This window comes from Tenacibaculum larymnensis (assembly GCF_028829235.1).
In the GTDB taxonomy this organism is placed as follows: domain Bacteria; phylum Bacteroidota; class Bacteroidia; order Flavobacteriales; family Flavobacteriaceae; genus Polaribacter; species Polaribacter larymnensis.
In genome coordinates this window covers 201,923-220,563 of the sequence record NZ_JAIWJY010000003.1, presented here as the reverse complement: position 1 = coordinate 220,563, position 18,641 = coordinate 201,923, and the positions used below count along the sequence as shown (strand labels likewise).

Below are 18,641 nucleotides of genomic sequence, written 5' to 3'. Positions count from 1 at the left end.
AATAATTAGTGTTTGTGGTTTATAATTTTTCTTTCAGTTTAGTAATAGATTCTATAGCTCCATTTAAAAACTCAATAAAACTATCATGAAAATCAAGATCAAACTTATCTTCTTCTTTCAATGTTTTATTAATACCTTCTTTATATTCTTTAACTTCTATATGTAGCTCCTTTTCTCCTTCCCACTCTTCTACCATATTGCTTATTCCTTGTAGCATAGTATCACTATTTAGGATAAAGTATTTTTTCCTGTCACCTGTTTTTGTAAAATAACTTACCTTCTTTAATCCTTGTAGGTGATTAAGATGTGTTGAAATCGTACTCTTACTAGCACACAGACCAGACACCAAGTCTTCAAAAGTTGTTCCTTGCTTTCCTGTTAAAATAATGTGTGAAAATATCCTTGCCGCCACTGGAGCTAACTGTTCTTTTTTTTCCAAAAAAATACCTAGCTTCTCAACTAATTCACATTTTCTCTTTTCTGCTTGATTCATCATCATTAAAAATTTACACTGCAAAAATAAGTTTAGTTCGGAACAAACCGAACTAAACGAAGTTAAAAAATTGTTAATACATTCTTAACAAACGATATTAAATAACTATCCTTTAACCCCTCAACTCAAATTATAATCTAAAATCAACCCTAACTAAAAGCACCAATCAACACAGACAAAAACACAATAAAAATCAAATTCCATCAATTAATATGTTTTGTTTTAGAATTTTTTTTATTATATTCACAAAGAATTAATGATTTAAATATTGATTTTATCACAATCAATCAATGTTTTTTTTAAAAAAAAGTACCCTTAAAGTTAAAATACTATTTACTGTCAATATTTATTGACTGTTGGAAACTAAGTAATTCCTTATTTGGTTTTACTGGAACACATTTTAAGTTTTTTTAATTTAAGATCTATCATTATGATTACTTATCTCTTACCTTACCAAAAAGGTTAGCTGTAATTAACTATTATTTCTCACGAAAATTTTAAATCGGCCTACTGCTACTTCAACAACAATGCTGTTGCTTTTTAAACTCCCATTTTTTTTTGGAAGTTTTATAACTTATATCTAATACTCAGTAACTAATTATACCCCCGTAAAATGAACTCTGAATTATTGCTTTGTTAAAAAATTAGCTATTACATCTTACTATTTAGAAGCTATTTTCAACATTATTAAACTAATGTAATGACTGTCTGTGTCCGTAAACCACTATCTAGGACTTGACGGGTTCTTTACAATGTCTAACCAATCAACTATTATGAAAAGAATTACCCAAACGTACTTAACGTTGCAAAAAACTTGCATACAGTTCAAATTCACTTCATTATTTTTCTTGTTCTTGATTCTTACATCTTTTTCTGAAAAAAGAAATTTAAATGACAATATTAATTTCTCTCCGCCAATAACTGTGCCCTGTAACACCGATTCTCCTGTTGCTATTATTTCATCTAACTTTACTGATTTAACTGTAAATGAAGATACTGACGGTCTTTGTTTGTTAGGGTGTGGAATTTCTAATCTCAACAATTTAACAGATTCTGACCTTACAAACTATGCTACTGTATCCACATTATTAGGATTGGGAGTAACCCATACAATCACAGTAACCGATGAAACAACCGATGAATATTTTGAAGCTGGAAGTTACGCTGGTTTTTTAATAGAAAACGGTTCTGTAGCTCAAATAGATTTACTAGGCTCAATCACCATAAGAACTTATCTAAATGGTACCGAACAAGAAACAAATTCTGGAAATTCATTAATAACATTAGACAGCTCTCTACTGAATAATGATCAGTTTTATGTGGGGTTTTATACGACTTTAGATTATGATAGTATTGAAATTTCCGCTACTAGTTTAGCTGGTATTGCATCAAGCACTAATATTTATTATCCTGTTACTAACAGTTTTTGCGTTGGTCCTACTTTAGAGTCCAATACTCCTACTATACTAAACAAACCTGATTTTCCTGCTCGTATTGTTGATGAACGTACTGGAATGGGAGGTCTTTTAAATGTTGGTACTGTTACAAACACCAATTCAGCAATTGATTCAAACAGTAACACATACGCTAGTATTGATTTTACCCTAGGAGTTATAGCTACTGGTAGTATTTCAATAAAAGATGAATTAACAAATTATCCTGCACAAACTTATGTAGGTTTTGATATTGAAAATGCATCTGTTTTAAATCTAGAACTACTTGATGGGATTACCATAACAACTTATTTAGATGGTGTTCAACAAGAAGTTAAAACAGGAAGCTCTGAACTACTATCCGTAGACAGCGGTTTGTTATTTACAGGAACCGAACGCTCTCAAGTAGGTTTTGTTACTTCATTACCTTTTGATGAAGTTCAATTATCCATTCAACAGACTCTTTCTTTAGATTTAGGAAGCACTAGAGTTTATGGTCTCATATTAGAAGCTTTTAGTGAGGGTGATTTAAACTGTGACACAGCTACGTTATTAAACAATCCTTCTCAACCTGTAATAATTAATAACACAAACACTGGTGTAAATGGAGTAGCTTGTGTAGCTTGTGAAGTAGATAACGCAACAAATGTTATTAGCGAAAGTGAATCTGACTTTGCTATGATAAATGTAACTGCTGGTGTTGCAAGTACAGCTTCTATTTCAGTTGAAAATGTTCTAAGTAATTTTCCTTCTGGAAGCTCTGCTGGTTTTGTTATTAGGGATACAAATGATCTTTTACAATTAGATTTATTAAATTCTCTAACTATAACAACGTATTTAGATGGTTCAATACAAGAAACACAATCTGGAAATAATTTACTAGCTCTTGAAGCTTTAGGTCTAATAAATATAACTCCATCTACAACTAATGGTTTTTATTTAGTAGGGTTTTCTACTTCACTTCAATGCGATGAAATTCAGCTTACAGTCAGCTCACTCGCTGCTACTATTAATAGTATTGAGGTTTATGGTAGCTACGTAGACAATTCGATTGAAATATCTGGAAGTACAATAAAAGAAACCTCTATAGGAGCTTCAGATGGAAGCATTTCTTTATCTGTATCTGGAGGAGCACCTCCCTACACCTATCTATGGAATCCTGGAGGCCAAACATCTTCTTCTATTTCTGGTTTAACTCAAGGAAGCTACAACGTAACAGTAACAGATGCTAACGGATGTCAATCTACAGCAGAATATATTATTTTTACTGATGGTGTACAATATCCTATTCCTTGTAATACAGAAAATCCTGTAGCTATAACAAATGATAATTTTACAGACTTAACAGTAGCTGAAAATACTTCTGGACTCTGTGTAGTAGGCTGTGGAATTTCAGACGCTAATAATATTATAGATACCGACCCTTCTAGCTTTGCTTCTGTATCAACGCTTGTTGGTCTTGGAGTAACACATACTTTAACAGTAACCGACAATACAGCTGATGAATTTCTTGAGTCAGGTGGTTACGCAGGTTTTTTAATAGAAAATACTTCTGTAATTCAAGCTGACCTTTTAGGTGCAATTACCATAACAACTTACCTTGATGGAGTACAACAGGAAACCAATACAAGTACTTCATTACTAGCTTTAGACAGCCCTATTTTAGGAGATGATCAATTTTATGTTGGCTTTTATACTTCTATGAATTATGATGCTGTTGAAATCTCTATTTCAAGTTTAGCAGGAGTTGCTTCAACAACTAATATTTATGCTGCTGTAACTAATAGATTTTGTGAAGGACCTGAGTTAGCATGTAATACAGCCACCCAACTTACCAAACCAAACTTTCCTGTAAGAGCTGTAGAGGAACACACAGGAAATGGAGGTCTTTTAACACTGGGAAGCGTTAACAACATTAACAATGCTATCGATTCTGACACTTCAAATTATGCTTCTATAAACTTATTAGTAGGTGTAGCAGGCACAGCATCTATAGCCTACAAAAATGAAATTACCGATTATACCGCTAATACTTTTGCTGGTTTTGATATTGAAAACACTACTCTTTTAAACACTCAATTATTTGATGCCATTACCATTACCACATATTTAGACGGAGTACTTGTTGAGTCAAAAACAGGCACAACTGAGTTACTTCCTGTATATTCTGGTTTATTATTAACAGGAAGTGAATCTGTACGATTAGGGTTCATAACCACAGCACCTTTTGACGAAGTACAACTTTCTATAACACAAACTCTTTCTTTAGATTTAGGTAGTACCCGAATTTACGGAATGGTACTTCAATCTTTCTGCCCAGGAATAATTAATTGTGATGAACCTTACGTAATATCAAATCCTAGTAGTTCGGTTATTATTAACAACGAAAATACAGGAACCGACGGTGTTGCTTGTATCGCTTGCGAAGTTGACAATGCCGTAAATGTTATATCTGAGGACAATTCTGATTATGCTCTTATAAACATTGTAGCTGGTGTAGCAGGAAGTGCTTCAATTTCAGTTCAAGACGTACTTGTTGATTACCCTGCTGGTACACAAGCTGGTTTTGTTATTAGAGATACAAATGATTTACTTCAAGCAGACTTATTAAATACACTCACCATCACAACTTATCTTGATGGCGTTCAACAAGAGCAACAAACAGCAAACAACCTACTCGCTCTTGAAGCTCTAGGGTTAGTAAATATTACTCCAACTAGCACAGATAGTTTTTATGTTATAGCTTTTGATACTAGTACTAGTTTTGATGAAATTCAATTAACTGTAAACTCTTTAGTTGCAGCAGTAAACTCAATTGAAGTTTATGGTGGATATATAGATGCTACTAACTCAACTTTTTGTCAACAAGCTGGTATTGCTTTATTAAAAGAAGGTATTTTTAATGACATAGACAGTGATGGATGTGCAAATCCAGGCGAAACAATTACATATACTTATACCGTGACCAATACAGGGAATGTTAGTATTACAAACGTTGAATTAACAGACCCTATTTCTCCTTCTCCTTTAACATTAGACTCTGGTGATACTGATGGTGATAATGAACTAGATGTTGACGAAACATGGATATATTCGCTAGACTATATTATTACTCAAGACGATATTGACAATGGTTCTGTTACTGGTCAAGCTACTGTTACAGGATTGAGTACAGGAGGAACCAATGTGAGTGATTTATCTGATGACAACAGCACACTAGAAGACGATCCAACTGTAGTTAGTTTATGTCAAACCGAAGATATAGCACTGATTAAACAAGGAACAATTAATGATGAAAATGGTGATGGCTGTAGCGATGATGGAGAAACTATAACTTTCATTCTTTCTGTAATAAACACAGGAAACACAACACTAAATTCAGTAGTCGTAATCGATCCTTTAATATCAGTTTCTTACAGCTCGGGAGACACTGACTCAGATAATGAATTAGATGTTGGTGAAGTATGGATATACACAGGATCTTACATTATTACCCCACCTGATATAGCAAATACATCTGTCGAAAACCAAGCTACCGTACAAGCAAGTACTGTTTCAGGAGGTACAGTAACTGATGTATCAGACGATAATAGTGTTCTAGAGGATGACATAACATCTATTGATTTATGTCAAGCACCGGACATCGCAATTGTTAAGACAGCTACTTTTAACGATGAAAATTTAGATGGATGTAGTAATGTTGGCGAAACTATAACATATACAATGACAGTTACCAACCAAGGTAATACCGGTTTAGTAAATGTAACTGTAAATGACCCTCTACTAGGCGGAGCTATTGCTCTAGATTCAGGAGATTTAAACACCAACAATACACTTGATGTAGGTGAAATTTGGATTTATACTGCTGATTACACCTTAACACAAGTAAATATTGATACTGGGTCAATTACTAATCAAGCTACAGCTAGAGGAGAATCATCACTAGGTGTAATTGTTACAGATTTATCTGATGACAATAGTGTACTTGAAGACGACCAAACACAAACCACTCTATGCCAATCCGATAGTATTGCACTTATTAAAACTGCTACTTTTAATGACGAAAATACAGATGGTTGTAGTAACATAGGAGAAACAATAACTTACAATTTTACGCTTACAAACACTGGTAATACCACTATTACGAATGTCGTTCTTACTGACCCAATGCTTGGTGGTACAATTGCTCTTGTATCTGGTGACACTGACAATGACAATCAACTTGACATTAATGAAACTTGGAATTATTCTGCTAGTTATACTATTACACAATCTAACATTGATAATGGTTCTGTAAACAACCAAGCAACTGTTACAGGTACAAGTATTAGCGGGAATAATGTAAGTGACTTATCTGACGACAACAGTATTCTTGAAGACGATCAAACACAAACTACATTGTGTCAATCCGATAATATTGCGCTTATTAAAACTGCTACTTTCAATGATGAAGATACTGATGGTTGTAGTGATGCAGGAGAAACAATAACTTACAGTTTTACGCTTACAAACACTGGTAATACCACTATTACGAATGTCGTTCTTACTGACCCAATGCTTGGTGGTACAATTACTCTTGCATCTGGTGACACTGACAATGACAATCAACTTGATATTAATGAAACTTGGAATTATTCTGCTAGTTACACCATTACTCAATCTAATATTGATAATGGTTCTGTAAACAACCAAGCAACTGCTACAGGTACAAGTATCAGTGGTAATAATGTAAGTGACTTATCTGATAATGATAGTATACTTGAAGACGATCAAACACAAACTACATTGTGCCAATCAGATGGTATTGCTCTTATTAAAACTGCTACTTTCAATGATGAAGATACCGATGGTTGTAGCGACGTAGGAGAAACAATAACTTACAATTTTACGCTTACAAACACTGGTAATACCACTATTACCAATGTTGTTCTTACTGATCCAATGCTAGGTGGTACAATTGTTCTTGCATCTGGTGACACTAACAATGACAATCAACTTGATATTAATGAAACTTGGAATTATTCTGCTAGTTACACCATTACTCAAGCTAACATTGATAACGGTTCTGTAAACAACCAAGCTAGTGCTACAGGTACAAGTGTTGGTGGTAACAATGTAAGTGATTTATCTGACGACAACAGTATTCTTGAAGATGATCAAACCCAAACTACATTGTGTCAACCTAATAATAGTATTTCTCTTGAAAAAGTAAGCACTTTTAATGATGCTAATGGAAATGGATATGCTGATGTTGGAGAAACCATAACATATAGTTTTATCATATACAATACCGGAGATTCAGTTTTATATAATATTACTTTACAAGATAACTTACCTGGAATTACAATTAACGGTAGCACCATCTCTCAACTATTGCCTGGTGAAGTAAATAACACAACCTTTACTGCCATTTATGTTATAACTGAACAAGACTTAACAAACGAATCCGTTACTAATCAAGCGTTGGTTACAGCAGAAGATTCTTCAGGAGGCTCTGTAACTGATACTTCTGACGACCCAAATAATTTAGATGATATTGATATTGACAATGATGGTGATCCTGACGACCCTACAATAACGGATTTACCTGTTGAAGAAATTGCTTTTGAAATTTTTAATGCTGTTTCTCCTGATGATGACGGAGCCAATGATTTCTTCCGTATTAATGGTATTGAAAATTACCCTAACAACAACCTGAAGGTTTTTAATAGATGGGGAGTTTTAGTTTATCAAACTGATGCTTATGGAATTAACGGAAACTTATTTAGAGGAATTTCTGAAGGGCGTGCAACAGTTAGTAAAGACCAAAAACTACCTACAGGTACTTATTTCTATATACTAACACGATGGAACTCTGACCAAGAAGCTATGACTAACAAAGGATATTTATATCTAAAAAGAAACTAAAAACCACTAAACCTAATGAAACATTATTCTATATTACTATTAATAATTATTAGTGTAAATGTGTGTTTTTCTCAGCAAGACCCACAGTACACACAATACATGTATAACACTCAAGTTGTAAACCCAGGTTATATTGGTTCAAAAAATGCTCTTGGTTTAGGTTTACTATACAGAACACAATGGGCTGGATTTGAAGGTGCTCCAAATACAGGGACTTTTACTTTTAATATGCCTTTAGGTACCTTAAAACGAAACGCAATAGGACTTTCTATTATTAATGATGAAATAGGTCCTTCTAACGAAACAGGTATTACAATAGATTATGCCTACTCCTTAATTTTATCAGGCCGCTCAAGAATATCTTTCGGGGTTAAGGGAGGACTAAGCATACTTGATGTAGACTACTCTAAACTAAACATATATGATGATAACGATTGGCAATTTGCAGAAAATATTGATAAAAAAGTGCAACCTCAAATAGGCGCAGGTATTTACTATAATAATAACAGGCTCTACCTAGGATTATCAGTACCTAACTTTTTCAATTCCAAACATTATAATTCAGACAGTGCTAATAACAGTAATGAAGATGCTATAGCTATAGAGCGTTTACACTACTTCTTAATAGCTGGTTATGTTTTTGATATTAGTGAAAACCTAAAACTTAAACCTGCAACTATGTTTAAATGGGTTAATGGATCCCCTTTACAAGCTGATTTATCTGCAAATTTTCTATTCAATAATAAATTTACCCTTGGAGCCTCTTATCGATGGGACGCTGCAATTAGCGCCATGGCAGGATTTCAAATAACTAATCAGTTATTCTTAGGAATGGGTTATGACTTTCAAACTACCGATATTGAAGATCACAGTAATGGTTCATACGAATTCTTCTTAACGTTTGATATTTTCAATAATCCTGAACGCATACTAACACCAAGATTCTTCTAAAATTTTAATATCATGAAAAAGCATTATTTAATTTTTTACTTTTTATTTGCCTTTATAAGCTCTGCTACTTTTGCTCAAATAGCACTGGTTGAAAAGGCAAACACTAAGTATAACACCTACGACTTTATAGACGCTAGAAAAATCTATTTAAAAGTTGTTGAAAAAAACTACGGATCAGCCGAAATTTACAGAAAACTGGGAAACACATACTATTTTAACAGTGATTATTCAAAAGCTGCAAAATGGTATTACAATTTAATAGACAGGTTTCCAAACGAAGCCCTTACTATTGATTATTTTAGAGCTGCACAATGTTTAAAAAGTATTAACCAACCTGAAGAAGCTGAGAAACTCATGGAAATATATAGATTTAAAGGAGGTAAAATTACTTCTTTAGATTCTTATAAAAATGTTGCTGACACTTTATTTAAAAAAGGGGTACATGACAAACTTTTTGAAATAGAAAAAATTCCTGTTAATACAGAATATTCTGATTTTGGACCAGCTTTTTATGGTGACAATATTGTCTTTGCTTCAAGTAGAAAAAATCCATCTTTATCAAAAGAACAAACCGATGAGCTTGCAGGATGGAATGAACAACCTTTCTTAAATTTATATCAGGTATCATTAGATAAAGACATGAATTTTGGAAAAGTAAAAGCTTTTAACAAAAATGTTAACTCTCCTTACCATGAGTCTACTGCTGTTTTTACAAAAGACGGAAATACAATGTATTTTACTAGAAACAACTACTTAAATGGTAAAAAGAAGAGAGATAGAGACCATGTAGTTAGACTCAAAATATACAAAGCTACCAGAAATGGAAATTCTTGGGAAAACATACAGGAACTTCCTTTTAATAGTGATAACTATTCTGTTGGACACCCAACTCTTAGTCCTGACGAAGATAAACTCTACTTTTCTTCTGACATGCCCGGTAGCTTGGGAATGTCTGATATTTGGTATGTAAAAATCTTAGGTGAAGATATTTATACAAGTCCTGTAAATCTTGGGAACAAAATTAATACAGCTGAAAGAGAAACATTCCCTTTTGTAAGTGATGAAAACAACCTATATTTCTCAAGTGATGGGCATTCAGGTATGGGAGGTTTAGACATTTTTGTAACAAAACTAGAAGAAAACTCTCATGGAGAAGTTTCTACTTTTGGAGCCCCCATAAACAGTCCAAAAGACGATTTTGGCTTCATTATAAAAGAAGATAGAATAGGATATTTTACATCTAATCGTGACGGTAAAGAAGGAAGTAAGAGCGACGATATTTATCAAATTTGGGAACGTTGTGAAATTACAATTCAAGGACCTGTAATGGATAAAAATACTGGCGAATTAATTCCAAATGCAGAAGTTACTTTAATTGACAGTAACAATAAAGAAGTAAAAACAGTTACTGTTGGTAATGATGCTACTTTTACTTTTCTATTAGACTGTCAAGAACAGTATACTTTGAGAGCAAAGAAAGAAAAGTATCATCCAAAAGAAAAGGTTATAGAAACTCCTAACAATCCTAAAACTATAAAAATGCCTATTAAGTTAAACATGCCTTTAGCTTTAGAACTCTCTGACCCGTGTCCTCCAAATGATTTAGGTTGTAGATTAACGTTACAACCTATCTATTTTGATTATGACAAATCTAATATTCGTCCTGATGCAGAAATTGAATTAGCTAAAATTCTGGCCGCATTAAAAGAGTATCCTACTTTAAAAATTCATATTGAATCGCATACTGACTCTAGAGGTAATGATTTATACAATTCAAGATTATCTGAAAATAGAGCACAAGCTACTTTAGACTGGTTTCTTGAAAAAGGAATTGATATAACAAGGCTCACTGCAAAAGGATATGGAGAATCGGAACTTATTAACAAATGTAATAACCAAACTACGTGTAGTGAAGACGAACATCAGCTAAATCGTAGATCCATGTTTATAATTAAAGAATAAAATAATTTAAGAAAGCTCTTTTTGTTGGATATACAGCAGTAAAACTTCTCAAGGATAAGAAGTTTTACTGCTATTTTTATTGAGTTTTACTATAAAATAGGAGCTAACAATCGAGCTACTCTTTCTGTAAAACGTATTAAAACAGGTCTATTATTCCATTGATTTAATTCTATTTTTTCACTATCCTTTAAGTCTTCCAAGAAAGCTTTTTTCAACTGACTCGCAAAATCTTTGTCATAAATCAACGCGTTAATTTCAAAGTTTAAATCAAAGCTACGTTCATCTAAATTTGCTGTCCCTACAGAACAAACTAACTCATCAAATACCATAGTTTTTGCGTGTACAAATCCTTTTTTATATCTATACACCTCCACTCCTATATCTAAAACTTCTTTATAAAAAGAATTTGATACTCCGTTTACTAATTTCGAATCTGAAATACTTGGTACCAATAACTTTATAGAAACCCCACTTAAACTAGCTATTTTAAGAGCATCTAAAAAAGAAGCTCTAGGCACAAAGTAAGGAGTAGTAATTAATATTTCTTTTTTTGATAACAATATTGCTTGAATAAGTGCATACATAATATCTGGGTGATCAGAATCAGGTCCGCTTGAAATTACCTGTACCAATTGTTTATCCTCACTTTCTTTTTCTTGGTTTCCTACAGGAAAAAGTTCTTCTTCGACAATAACGTTTTGATCAGCACAAAAATTCCAATCTGCTAAAAAAACTCGTTGTAAGTTTAAAACAGCAAGCCCTTCAATTTTTATATGTGTATCTCTCCAGTAACAATTAAATTTATTAGGATTGATATATCTTTCAGAAACATTAACACCTCCTACAAAACCAACTTTACCATCTATAACAATAATTTTTCTATGATTTCGGTAATTAATTCTATTAGCTAACAACAACCATTTAATTTTGTAAAAAGGATATGCCTCCACTCCACTATCAATCAATGATTTTACAAACGATTTTCGAATATCCTTACTTCCAAAATCGTCGTAAATAAAACGCACTTTAACTCCTTGTTTAGCCTTCTCTTTTAATACCTCTCCAATTTCATTTCCTATAGTATCATTTTGATAAATATAATACTCAATATGAATATGGTTTTTAGCAGCTTTTAAAGCTTCAATAACTTCAGGAAATTTACGTTCTCCATTTAAAAGTAAACTAACTTTATTATTATTTGTTAAAACATTTTCTTTGTGTATAAACTTAGTTAGGTTATAAAAATGCCCTAAATGACTTTTAGAAGTTGACAAGGTTGTTTCAGTATAGTTTTTGAGTTTTTCTTTAAGCTCAAAGAAAATACTCTTATCTACTTCAAGCTTTTTATTGTAAAGTTTATAAGTTCTATGATTTATTCCTATTGTTAAATAAATGATAATCCCCCCTACAGGAAACAGAATCAGCAAAAACAAATAAGCTATCGCTTTAGGTGGTGTTGAAGTATTAATAATAATAACAGCAACTGTAGCAATAATAGTTATATATAAAATTATAAGTAGTGTAGTTATCAAAATAAAAGTATCTTTTTTATGCTAAAGATATTTAAAATATTAACATCCAATACTTAGTCATAAAAAAACTAACATATTAACTATCAAATACCAACCGAAGAGACAATCAAATATTTTTTATACTTTTATTACGAAAAAAAGTTTAAAACTTTAAATAAAATTACACTATGAAAAAACTACTTTTCGGTATTTTAATTACCCTTATTGTATCTTGTAACAAATTAAAACATGTTAACTACACATTGTTTACAGGAACTATTAAAAACGCTAATAGTAAAAGTTTAACAATTAAAAACAGTTCCAATGAAATTGTTCGAGAAATTAAAGTTTCTGAGAATGGAACTTTCTCCGACACTATTTTTAACACCAATGGATATTATAAATTTAGTGACGGAAAAGAATCTTCATCTATGTTTTTAAAAGATGGTTATGACCTTCGTCTAAATATGGACGCAAAAGAGTTTGACGAAAGTATTATATATACTGGTAAAGGTAGTGATGTCAATAATTTTATAGCTCAAAAATTTTTAATTAAAGAAAAAACAGGAACAACTCCAGAACTTTATTCTTTAAATGAAGAGGCTTACTTAGCTAAAATGGACGAACAAAAAAACACCTTAGAAAAATCTTTAGCAAACTTACCTCCTGATTTTGTAGAACAAGAAAAAGCAAATATAAAGTACGAATATATTGACCATGTAATAAAGTACCAACCTGCTCATGGTTATTTTACAAAAAATAAAGATTTTAAAGTTTCTGAATCTTTTCCTAATGTTCTAAAAGGTTTAGACCTCAATAATGAAGAGCATTATAAATTATTCAATACCTACAAAGGTATAGTAGGCTATAACTTTTCCACTTCAGCTAAAGAAAAATCTGAAAAAGAAAACATTTCATTTGAAACCGCAGCTTTACAACTAATTAAAGAATCAAAAAGTAAAATTATTAGCAATAATTTACTTACTAATTTATCTCGTCAAGTATCTGTGAGCAATCCAAATGCAGAAGAACTGTACAATGGAATCATAGAACTTTCTACAGATGAAACTTTAAAAGAACAATTAACAAAACAGTTTAATAAAATTCAAAAATTAACAAAAGGAAAAATATCTCCAATATTTGTAGACTATGAAAACAATACAGGTGGAGCAACCTCCTTAACTGACTTAAAAGGAAAATATGTATATATTGACATATGGGCCACTTGGTGCCAACCATGTAAAGCAGAAATTCCTTTTTTAAAAGAAGTAGAAAAGAAATATCATGATAAGAATATTGAATTTGTGAGTATTTCTATTGATGCAGAAAAAGATCATGATGCATGGAAACAAATGATTAGAGACAAACAATTAACGGGAGTTCAATTAATGGCAGACAATAACTGGAACTCAAAATTTATCACTGAATATGGAGTACAAGGAATTCCTCATTTTATTCTAATCGACCCTTCTGGTAAAATTGTAAGTTCTTACGCTCCTAGACCTTCTGACAAAAAATTAATCGAGTTATTTGATGAGCTAAAAATCTAATTACCAATCAACTAAAAAAAACAAAATTTCAATACCCAAAAAAAACCTTAACTCTTTACGAATTAAGGTTTTGTTTTTTCAGTACGGGCGGAGAGACTCGAACTCTCACACCTCACGGCACTAGATCCTAAGTCTAGCGTACATTTGCCCAAACAACACCAAAGTCATTCATTTTCAATTGATTATAAAAAACATCATTTTCTTTGATATCATCTAATATCAATTGATTTCAGCATTTGTTGTACCTATGTTGTACCTAAAAAGCCCAATAAATTCGTACCTTTATCAAAAGTGTACAACAAAAAATGAGCTCAAAATACAATGTTGTACCTATGTTGTACCTGATTTGACTTTCGTACTCAAAACAGGTCAATTATGTCATCAAATGCAAAAATAGTACTACGCAAAAAACCGAACAGTAAAGGTCTATATCCACTAGCTATTCGTATCACAAAAAATCGTCGCTCAACATATCAATATGTCGGTCATTATATCGACTTAGAGGATTGGGACGAAAAAAACATTCGAGTAAAAAAATCAAATCAAAACGCGGACAGTTTAAACAAGTTGTTGTCACAAGAACTTTCTGATGCCAATAAAGCACTTATTGATTTGCAATCAGAACACAAAGATGCTTCTGCAAACCAAATCAAAAAAGAGCTATACGCATTGGGTAATACTTCTACCTTTTTTGAACTTGCCCAAGAGCATCTCGATGAATTGAAAGCTGCTGAAAAATTAAACCGCCTATCCACAGATAGTGCTTTGGTAAGTTATATCTTAAAATTCAATAAATCCAAACAACTTTCTTTTCAGGAAATCGACGAGCGTTTCCTCAAGAAATTGATGATATATCTAAAAGTTGAACATTCTCTAGCCGAAACGTCAATAATGAATATACTGGTATTTATCCGCTTATTGTTCAATAGGGCAATAAAGCTTAAAATTGTTAGTAGGGAATTGTACCCTTTTGGTGGTGATAAGATTAAAATTAAATTTCCGGAAACAAATAAAATTGGGTTGAGTATTATTGAAGTAAGAGCTATAGAGGCTCTTGATAATTTAACGTTAGCCGAAATGCACACAAGAAACGTTTGGCTTTTCAGCTTCAATTTTGCAGGAATGCGAGTTACTGATGTGCTATGGATAAAGTGGTCAGACATATATGACGACAGATTGCATTATAGAATGAACAAAAACTCAAAGTTACTATCCTTGAAAATTCCCGATAAGGTTTTAAAGATTTTGGATTATTACAGAGAAGATAAGAGATATGCAACGGATTTTGTCTTCCCAGAATTAAAAAAAGCGAATCTTGATGATGCAAAAGACATCTATAACAAAAGAAAGACAGCCACCAAAAAATTCAATGACAACCTAAAATCCATTGCGAAAAAGGCAAAAATAGATAAGAAGGTTACTATGCACATTGCAAGGCATACTTTTGGTAATATCGCTGGTGATTCTATACATCCATTGATGCTTCAAAAACTATACCGTCACAGTGATTTAAAGACAACTCTTAATTATCAAGCTAATTTTATTCATAAAGAAGCTGATGATGCTTTGGACAGCGTTGTGAATTTTTAAGAATTCAATTTTTTTGAAAGAGTTATTAAATTGATTTTAGTCAATACTACAGCAGAATTAGGTTGCGGCTCACTTCCACGTCATTTTCTGTAAACGTACCGCATTGAAAATAGCCAAAAGTGCCACACCCACATCTGCAAAAACCGCTTCCCACATTGTTGCCAGACCACCTGCACCTAAAATTAAAACCACAGCTTTCACGCCAAATGCCAGTCCAATGTTTTGCCAAACGATACTGCGAGTGGAACGACCAATTTTAATAGCTCTTGCAATTTTGCTCGGTTGGTCCGTTTGAATAATGACATCAGCGGTTTCTATGGCGACATCACTACCTAAGCCCCCCATTGCAATACCAACATCACTTGCTGCCAAGACAGGTGCATCGTTGATTCCATCGCCAATAAACGCCACTTTGTTGTCGGTTTCAGACATCAGTTTTTCAACTTCTTCTAATTTATCCTCTGGAAGTAAGCCACCTTTTGCGGTATGTATACCCATTTCTTTGGCGACTTGTTGCGTAATGGAATCCTTGTCGCCGGAAAGCATTATGATTTTGGAAATTCCAGATTCACGAATTTGTTTGATGGCATCGTGGGCATCTTCTTTCAATTCGTCTGCAATGATGACATAGCCAGCGAATTTGTTTTCAATGGAAACCATCACAATGGATTCTACAATGTTGTCGGTTTCAGATGGAACTTCAATATTATTTGAATTCATCAAGGGCTTATTCCCAACTAAAACAGTTTTGCCATTGACCGTTCCCTTTAATCCTTTTCCTGCGACTTCTGTTACTTCTGTTGCCTGAAAATCTTCGCCATCGTCTTTATATTCCATTATGGCCTTGGCAATGGGATGGGTGGATTGTTCTTCCATCGCCATTAGATATTTCATAAATTCGGGTTCTTCCCAACCAATGGCTTTTATTTCCTTGATTTTGAAAACACCTTTGGTCACAGTTCCGGTTTTGTCCATTACCACTGTGGAAATCCTTGTCATTTCGTCCAAAAAGGATGCGCCCTTAAAGAGAATTCCATTTTTTGAAGCTGCTCCCAATCCACCGAAATAACCCAAGGGAATAGAGATAACCAAGGCACAGGGACAGGAAATAACCAAGAATATCAATGCTCTGTATAACCAATCGCTAAAAACATAATCATCCACAAAAAAGTAGGGCAAAAATGTTAATCCAATCGCCAAGAACACCACAATGGGCGTATAGATTCTTGCAAATTTCCGAATGAACAATTCGGTTTTTGATTTACGTGCCGTGGCATTCTGAACCATATCGAGGATTCGAGCAATGGAACTGTCCTTATATTCCTTGGTGGTTTCAATTTCAATAACGCCATCCAAATTGATGCTTCCTGCAAATACTTTTTCGCCTTTTGTGATGGTATCAGGTTTGCTCTCGCCTGTTAATGCTGCCGTGTTGAACGAGCCTTTTTCCGATAGCAATACACCATCGAGCGGAATTTTTTCGCCTACACGAACTTGCACTTTCTCGCCAATTTCAACCGTTTCTGGATTTACGGATATATAATCGTTATTGCGATACACCAAGGCTTCATTTGGTCGTACATCGAGTAAGGCTTTAATATTTCTTTTTGCTCTATTGACAGCTGCGTTCTGGAACAATTCGCCCACAGCATAAAATAGCATTACTGCCACACCTTCGGGATATTCTCCAATGGCGAATGCTCCTATGGTTGCGATGGACATCAATAAAAACTCGGTAAAAAAATCGCCATTTTTGATGCTTTTCCAACCTTCCTTTATTACAGGAAAACCTACTGGAAGGTATGCGACTGCATACCAGACGATACGTATCCAATCTTTAAAAAATGCTACGTCAAAATAATCCATCGCAATACCAATAATCAGCATTACAAAGCTGAAAATTGCTGGTACATAAATTTTAAATTTCCCTATGCTTTCTGGACTGCTATGGTTGTGGCCATCATTGCGCTTGTGAGTATCTGATGAAGTTTTATTCAAATCTCTTAAATTCAGTTTCTTTTTTTTCATTCTTTACTAATCTTTAATTCAAATATGGCGTAAAATACAATGGAAGTGCTATTATTTATCTTCGGCAGGTTCTATGTGGATATGGACATCAATCAATTGTGAAAAGTTTTTAAATAAGTTATTTTTAACCTCGTGAGCAATGGCGTGACCTTCCGTTACTGTCTTATTGCCATCTACCCACATATGCATATCAATATGAAATGCTGTCCCCATTTTTCGAGAATAGCAACGTTCTATTCTTACAACATCTGGAAATGCTTCAGCCACCGCAGTAACTTTTTCGCAAAGTTCTGGCTCTATGGCTTCGTCCAATAATTCGCCTATGGAAGACCTTCCAATTTTATACGCATTATAAAAAATAAATACAGCAGCAATAAGGGCTGCAAAATCATCCGCAATCTCAAAACCTTTTCCACCAATTAGAGCAATGGATATACCAATAAAAGCAGCGATTGAAGTTATGGCATCGCTCCTGTGATGAAAGGCATCTGCCTTTACTGCGGAACTATTTATTTCATCTCCTGTTTTGAGAACGTATCGGTATAAGAGTTCCTTCGTAGCAACCACTACAACCAAAATAATCAATGTATAGGGTGCAGGACTTTTATGTGGCTCAAGAATGTGTATGACGCTATCTCTCACTATAATCCCTCCTGCAATCGTCAAAGCTATCGCAATACCTATCGCTACCAGTGCCTCAATCTTTCCGTGACCGTAAGGATGGTTTTCGTCTGGTGGTTTAGAAGACCATTTTAAACCTGCCCAAAGCATTGCAGAAGTTAATACATCTGAAGCAGATTCAATGGCATCGGCAATCAATGCATAAGAATGGCCAAAAACACCTCCAAGACCTTTTATTATAGCCAAAAATGCGCTGATTATTATACCTACAAGCGTAGTTTTCAATCCTTTTTTCGATATAGCATTTGGGTTTCTTTGCATAAACATTTCTTTAGCTATTTACTTTTCATCCCTACAAAATAAATCAGTGCAACACTGGCACCTAATAATCCAAACAGAATATTCTCAAAAATTTGACTCCCATTGATATTCAATATTTCAATGAAATTATTTATTAAATATTGCCACCAATTAATTTCATAATTCTGGCTGCTAAACGTGAAAATTGTTATCCCAAGAGGTTGAAGGATAAAAACACCTATGGCAAACCCAATTAGTATGGTAATAAGAATATTCTTTTTATTCATCGTCTGTC

General features: G+C 33.4%; 10 protein-coding genes. 5 read left to right on the top strand and 5 right to left on the bottom strand.

Going from position 1 to position 18,641, the window contains the following annotated elements:
* Positions 1 to 19: 19 nt before the first annotated feature.
* Positions 20 to 496, bottom strand: coding sequence for a GbsR/MarR family transcriptional regulator (locus LCI24_RS05945; protein WP_274639556.1), 477 nt, complete (start codon positions 494 to 496; stop codon positions 20 to 22).
* 770 nt (positions 497 to 1,266) lie between these two features.
* Here LCI24_RS05945 and LCI24_RS05940 point away from each other — a divergent pair.
* The 3 genes from LCI24_RS05940 to LCI24_RS05930 are packed head-to-tail and all read left to right on the top strand — an operon-like array spanning position 1,267 to position 10,746.
* On the top strand, positions 1,267 to 7,833 hold the full coding sequence (locus LCI24_RS05940) for a DUF7507 domain-containing protein (RefSeq protein ID WP_274639555.1): 6,567 nt from the start codon (positions 1,267 to 1,269) through the stop codon (positions 7,831 to 7,833).
* Between the two features lie 15 nt (positions 7,834 to 7,848).
* A complete protein-coding gene (locus LCI24_RS05935) occupies positions 7,849 to 8,784 on the top strand; it encodes a PorP/SprF family type IX secretion system membrane protein (protein WP_274639554.1) in 936 nt (311 codons plus the stop codon).
* A 12-nt stretch (positions 8,785 to 8,796) separates the two neighbouring features.
* Entirely contained in the window at positions 8,797 to 10,746 is a 1,950-nt protein-coding gene (locus tag LCI24_RS05930; protein WP_274639553.1) for an OmpA family protein, read from the top strand.
* An 89-nt stretch (positions 10,747 to 10,835) separates the two neighbouring features.
* On the opposite strand, the gene cls is transcribed toward LCI24_RS05930, so the two are convergent.
* Complete coding sequence (gene cls / locus LCI24_RS05925) at positions 10,836 to 12,278, bottom strand: cardiolipin synthase (protein WP_274639552.1); 1,443 nt, start codon at positions 12,276 to 12,278, stop codon at positions 10,836 to 10,838.
* A 167-nt stretch (positions 12,279 to 12,445) separates the two neighbouring features.
* Between cls and LCI24_RS05920 the strand changes: the two genes are divergently transcribed.
* Together LCI24_RS05920 and LCI24_RS05915 are read left to right on the top strand one after the other, a co-directional pair.
* Positions 12,446 to 13,807 carry a TlpA family protein disulfide reductase gene (locus LCI24_RS05920; protein WP_274639551.1) on the top strand — a complete coding sequence of 454 codons (1,362 nt, stop codon included), beginning with the start codon at positions 12,446 to 12,448 and terminating at the stop codon, positions 13,805 to 13,807.
* Between the two features lie 375 nt (positions 13,808 to 14,182).
* Positions 14,183 to 15,397 carry a site-specific integrase gene (locus tag LCI24_RS05915; RefSeq protein WP_274639550.1) on the top strand — a complete coding sequence of 405 codons (1,215 nt, stop codon included), beginning with the start codon at positions 14,183 to 14,185 and terminating at the stop codon, positions 15,395 to 15,397.
* A 69-nt stretch (positions 15,398 to 15,466) separates the two neighbouring features.
* On the opposite strand, the gene LCI24_RS05910 is transcribed toward LCI24_RS05915, so the two are convergent.
* The 3 genes from LCI24_RS05910 to LCI24_RS05900 are packed head-to-tail and all read right to left on the bottom strand — an operon-like array spanning position 15,467 to position 18,633.
* On the bottom strand, positions 15,467 to 17,425 hold the full coding sequence (locus LCI24_RS05910) for a heavy metal translocating P-type ATPase (protein WP_274639549.1): 1,959 nt from the start codon (positions 17,423 to 17,425) through the stop codon (positions 15,467 to 15,469).
* Between the two features lie 51 nt (positions 17,426 to 17,476).
* Positions 17,477 to 18,367, bottom strand: coding sequence for a cation diffusion facilitator family transporter (locus LCI24_RS05905; RefSeq protein ID WP_274639548.1), 891 nt, complete (start codon positions 18,365 to 18,367; stop codon positions 17,477 to 17,479).
* A 14-nt stretch (positions 18,368 to 18,381) separates the two neighbouring features.
* The gene (locus LCI24_RS05900; protein WP_274639547.1) at positions 18,382 to 18,633 is read right to left on the bottom strand and encodes a hypothetical protein; all 252 of its coding nucleotides are present in this window, start codon (positions 18,631 to 18,633) and stop codon (positions 18,382 to 18,384) included.
* Positions 18,634 to 18,641: the final 8 nt, after the last annotated feature.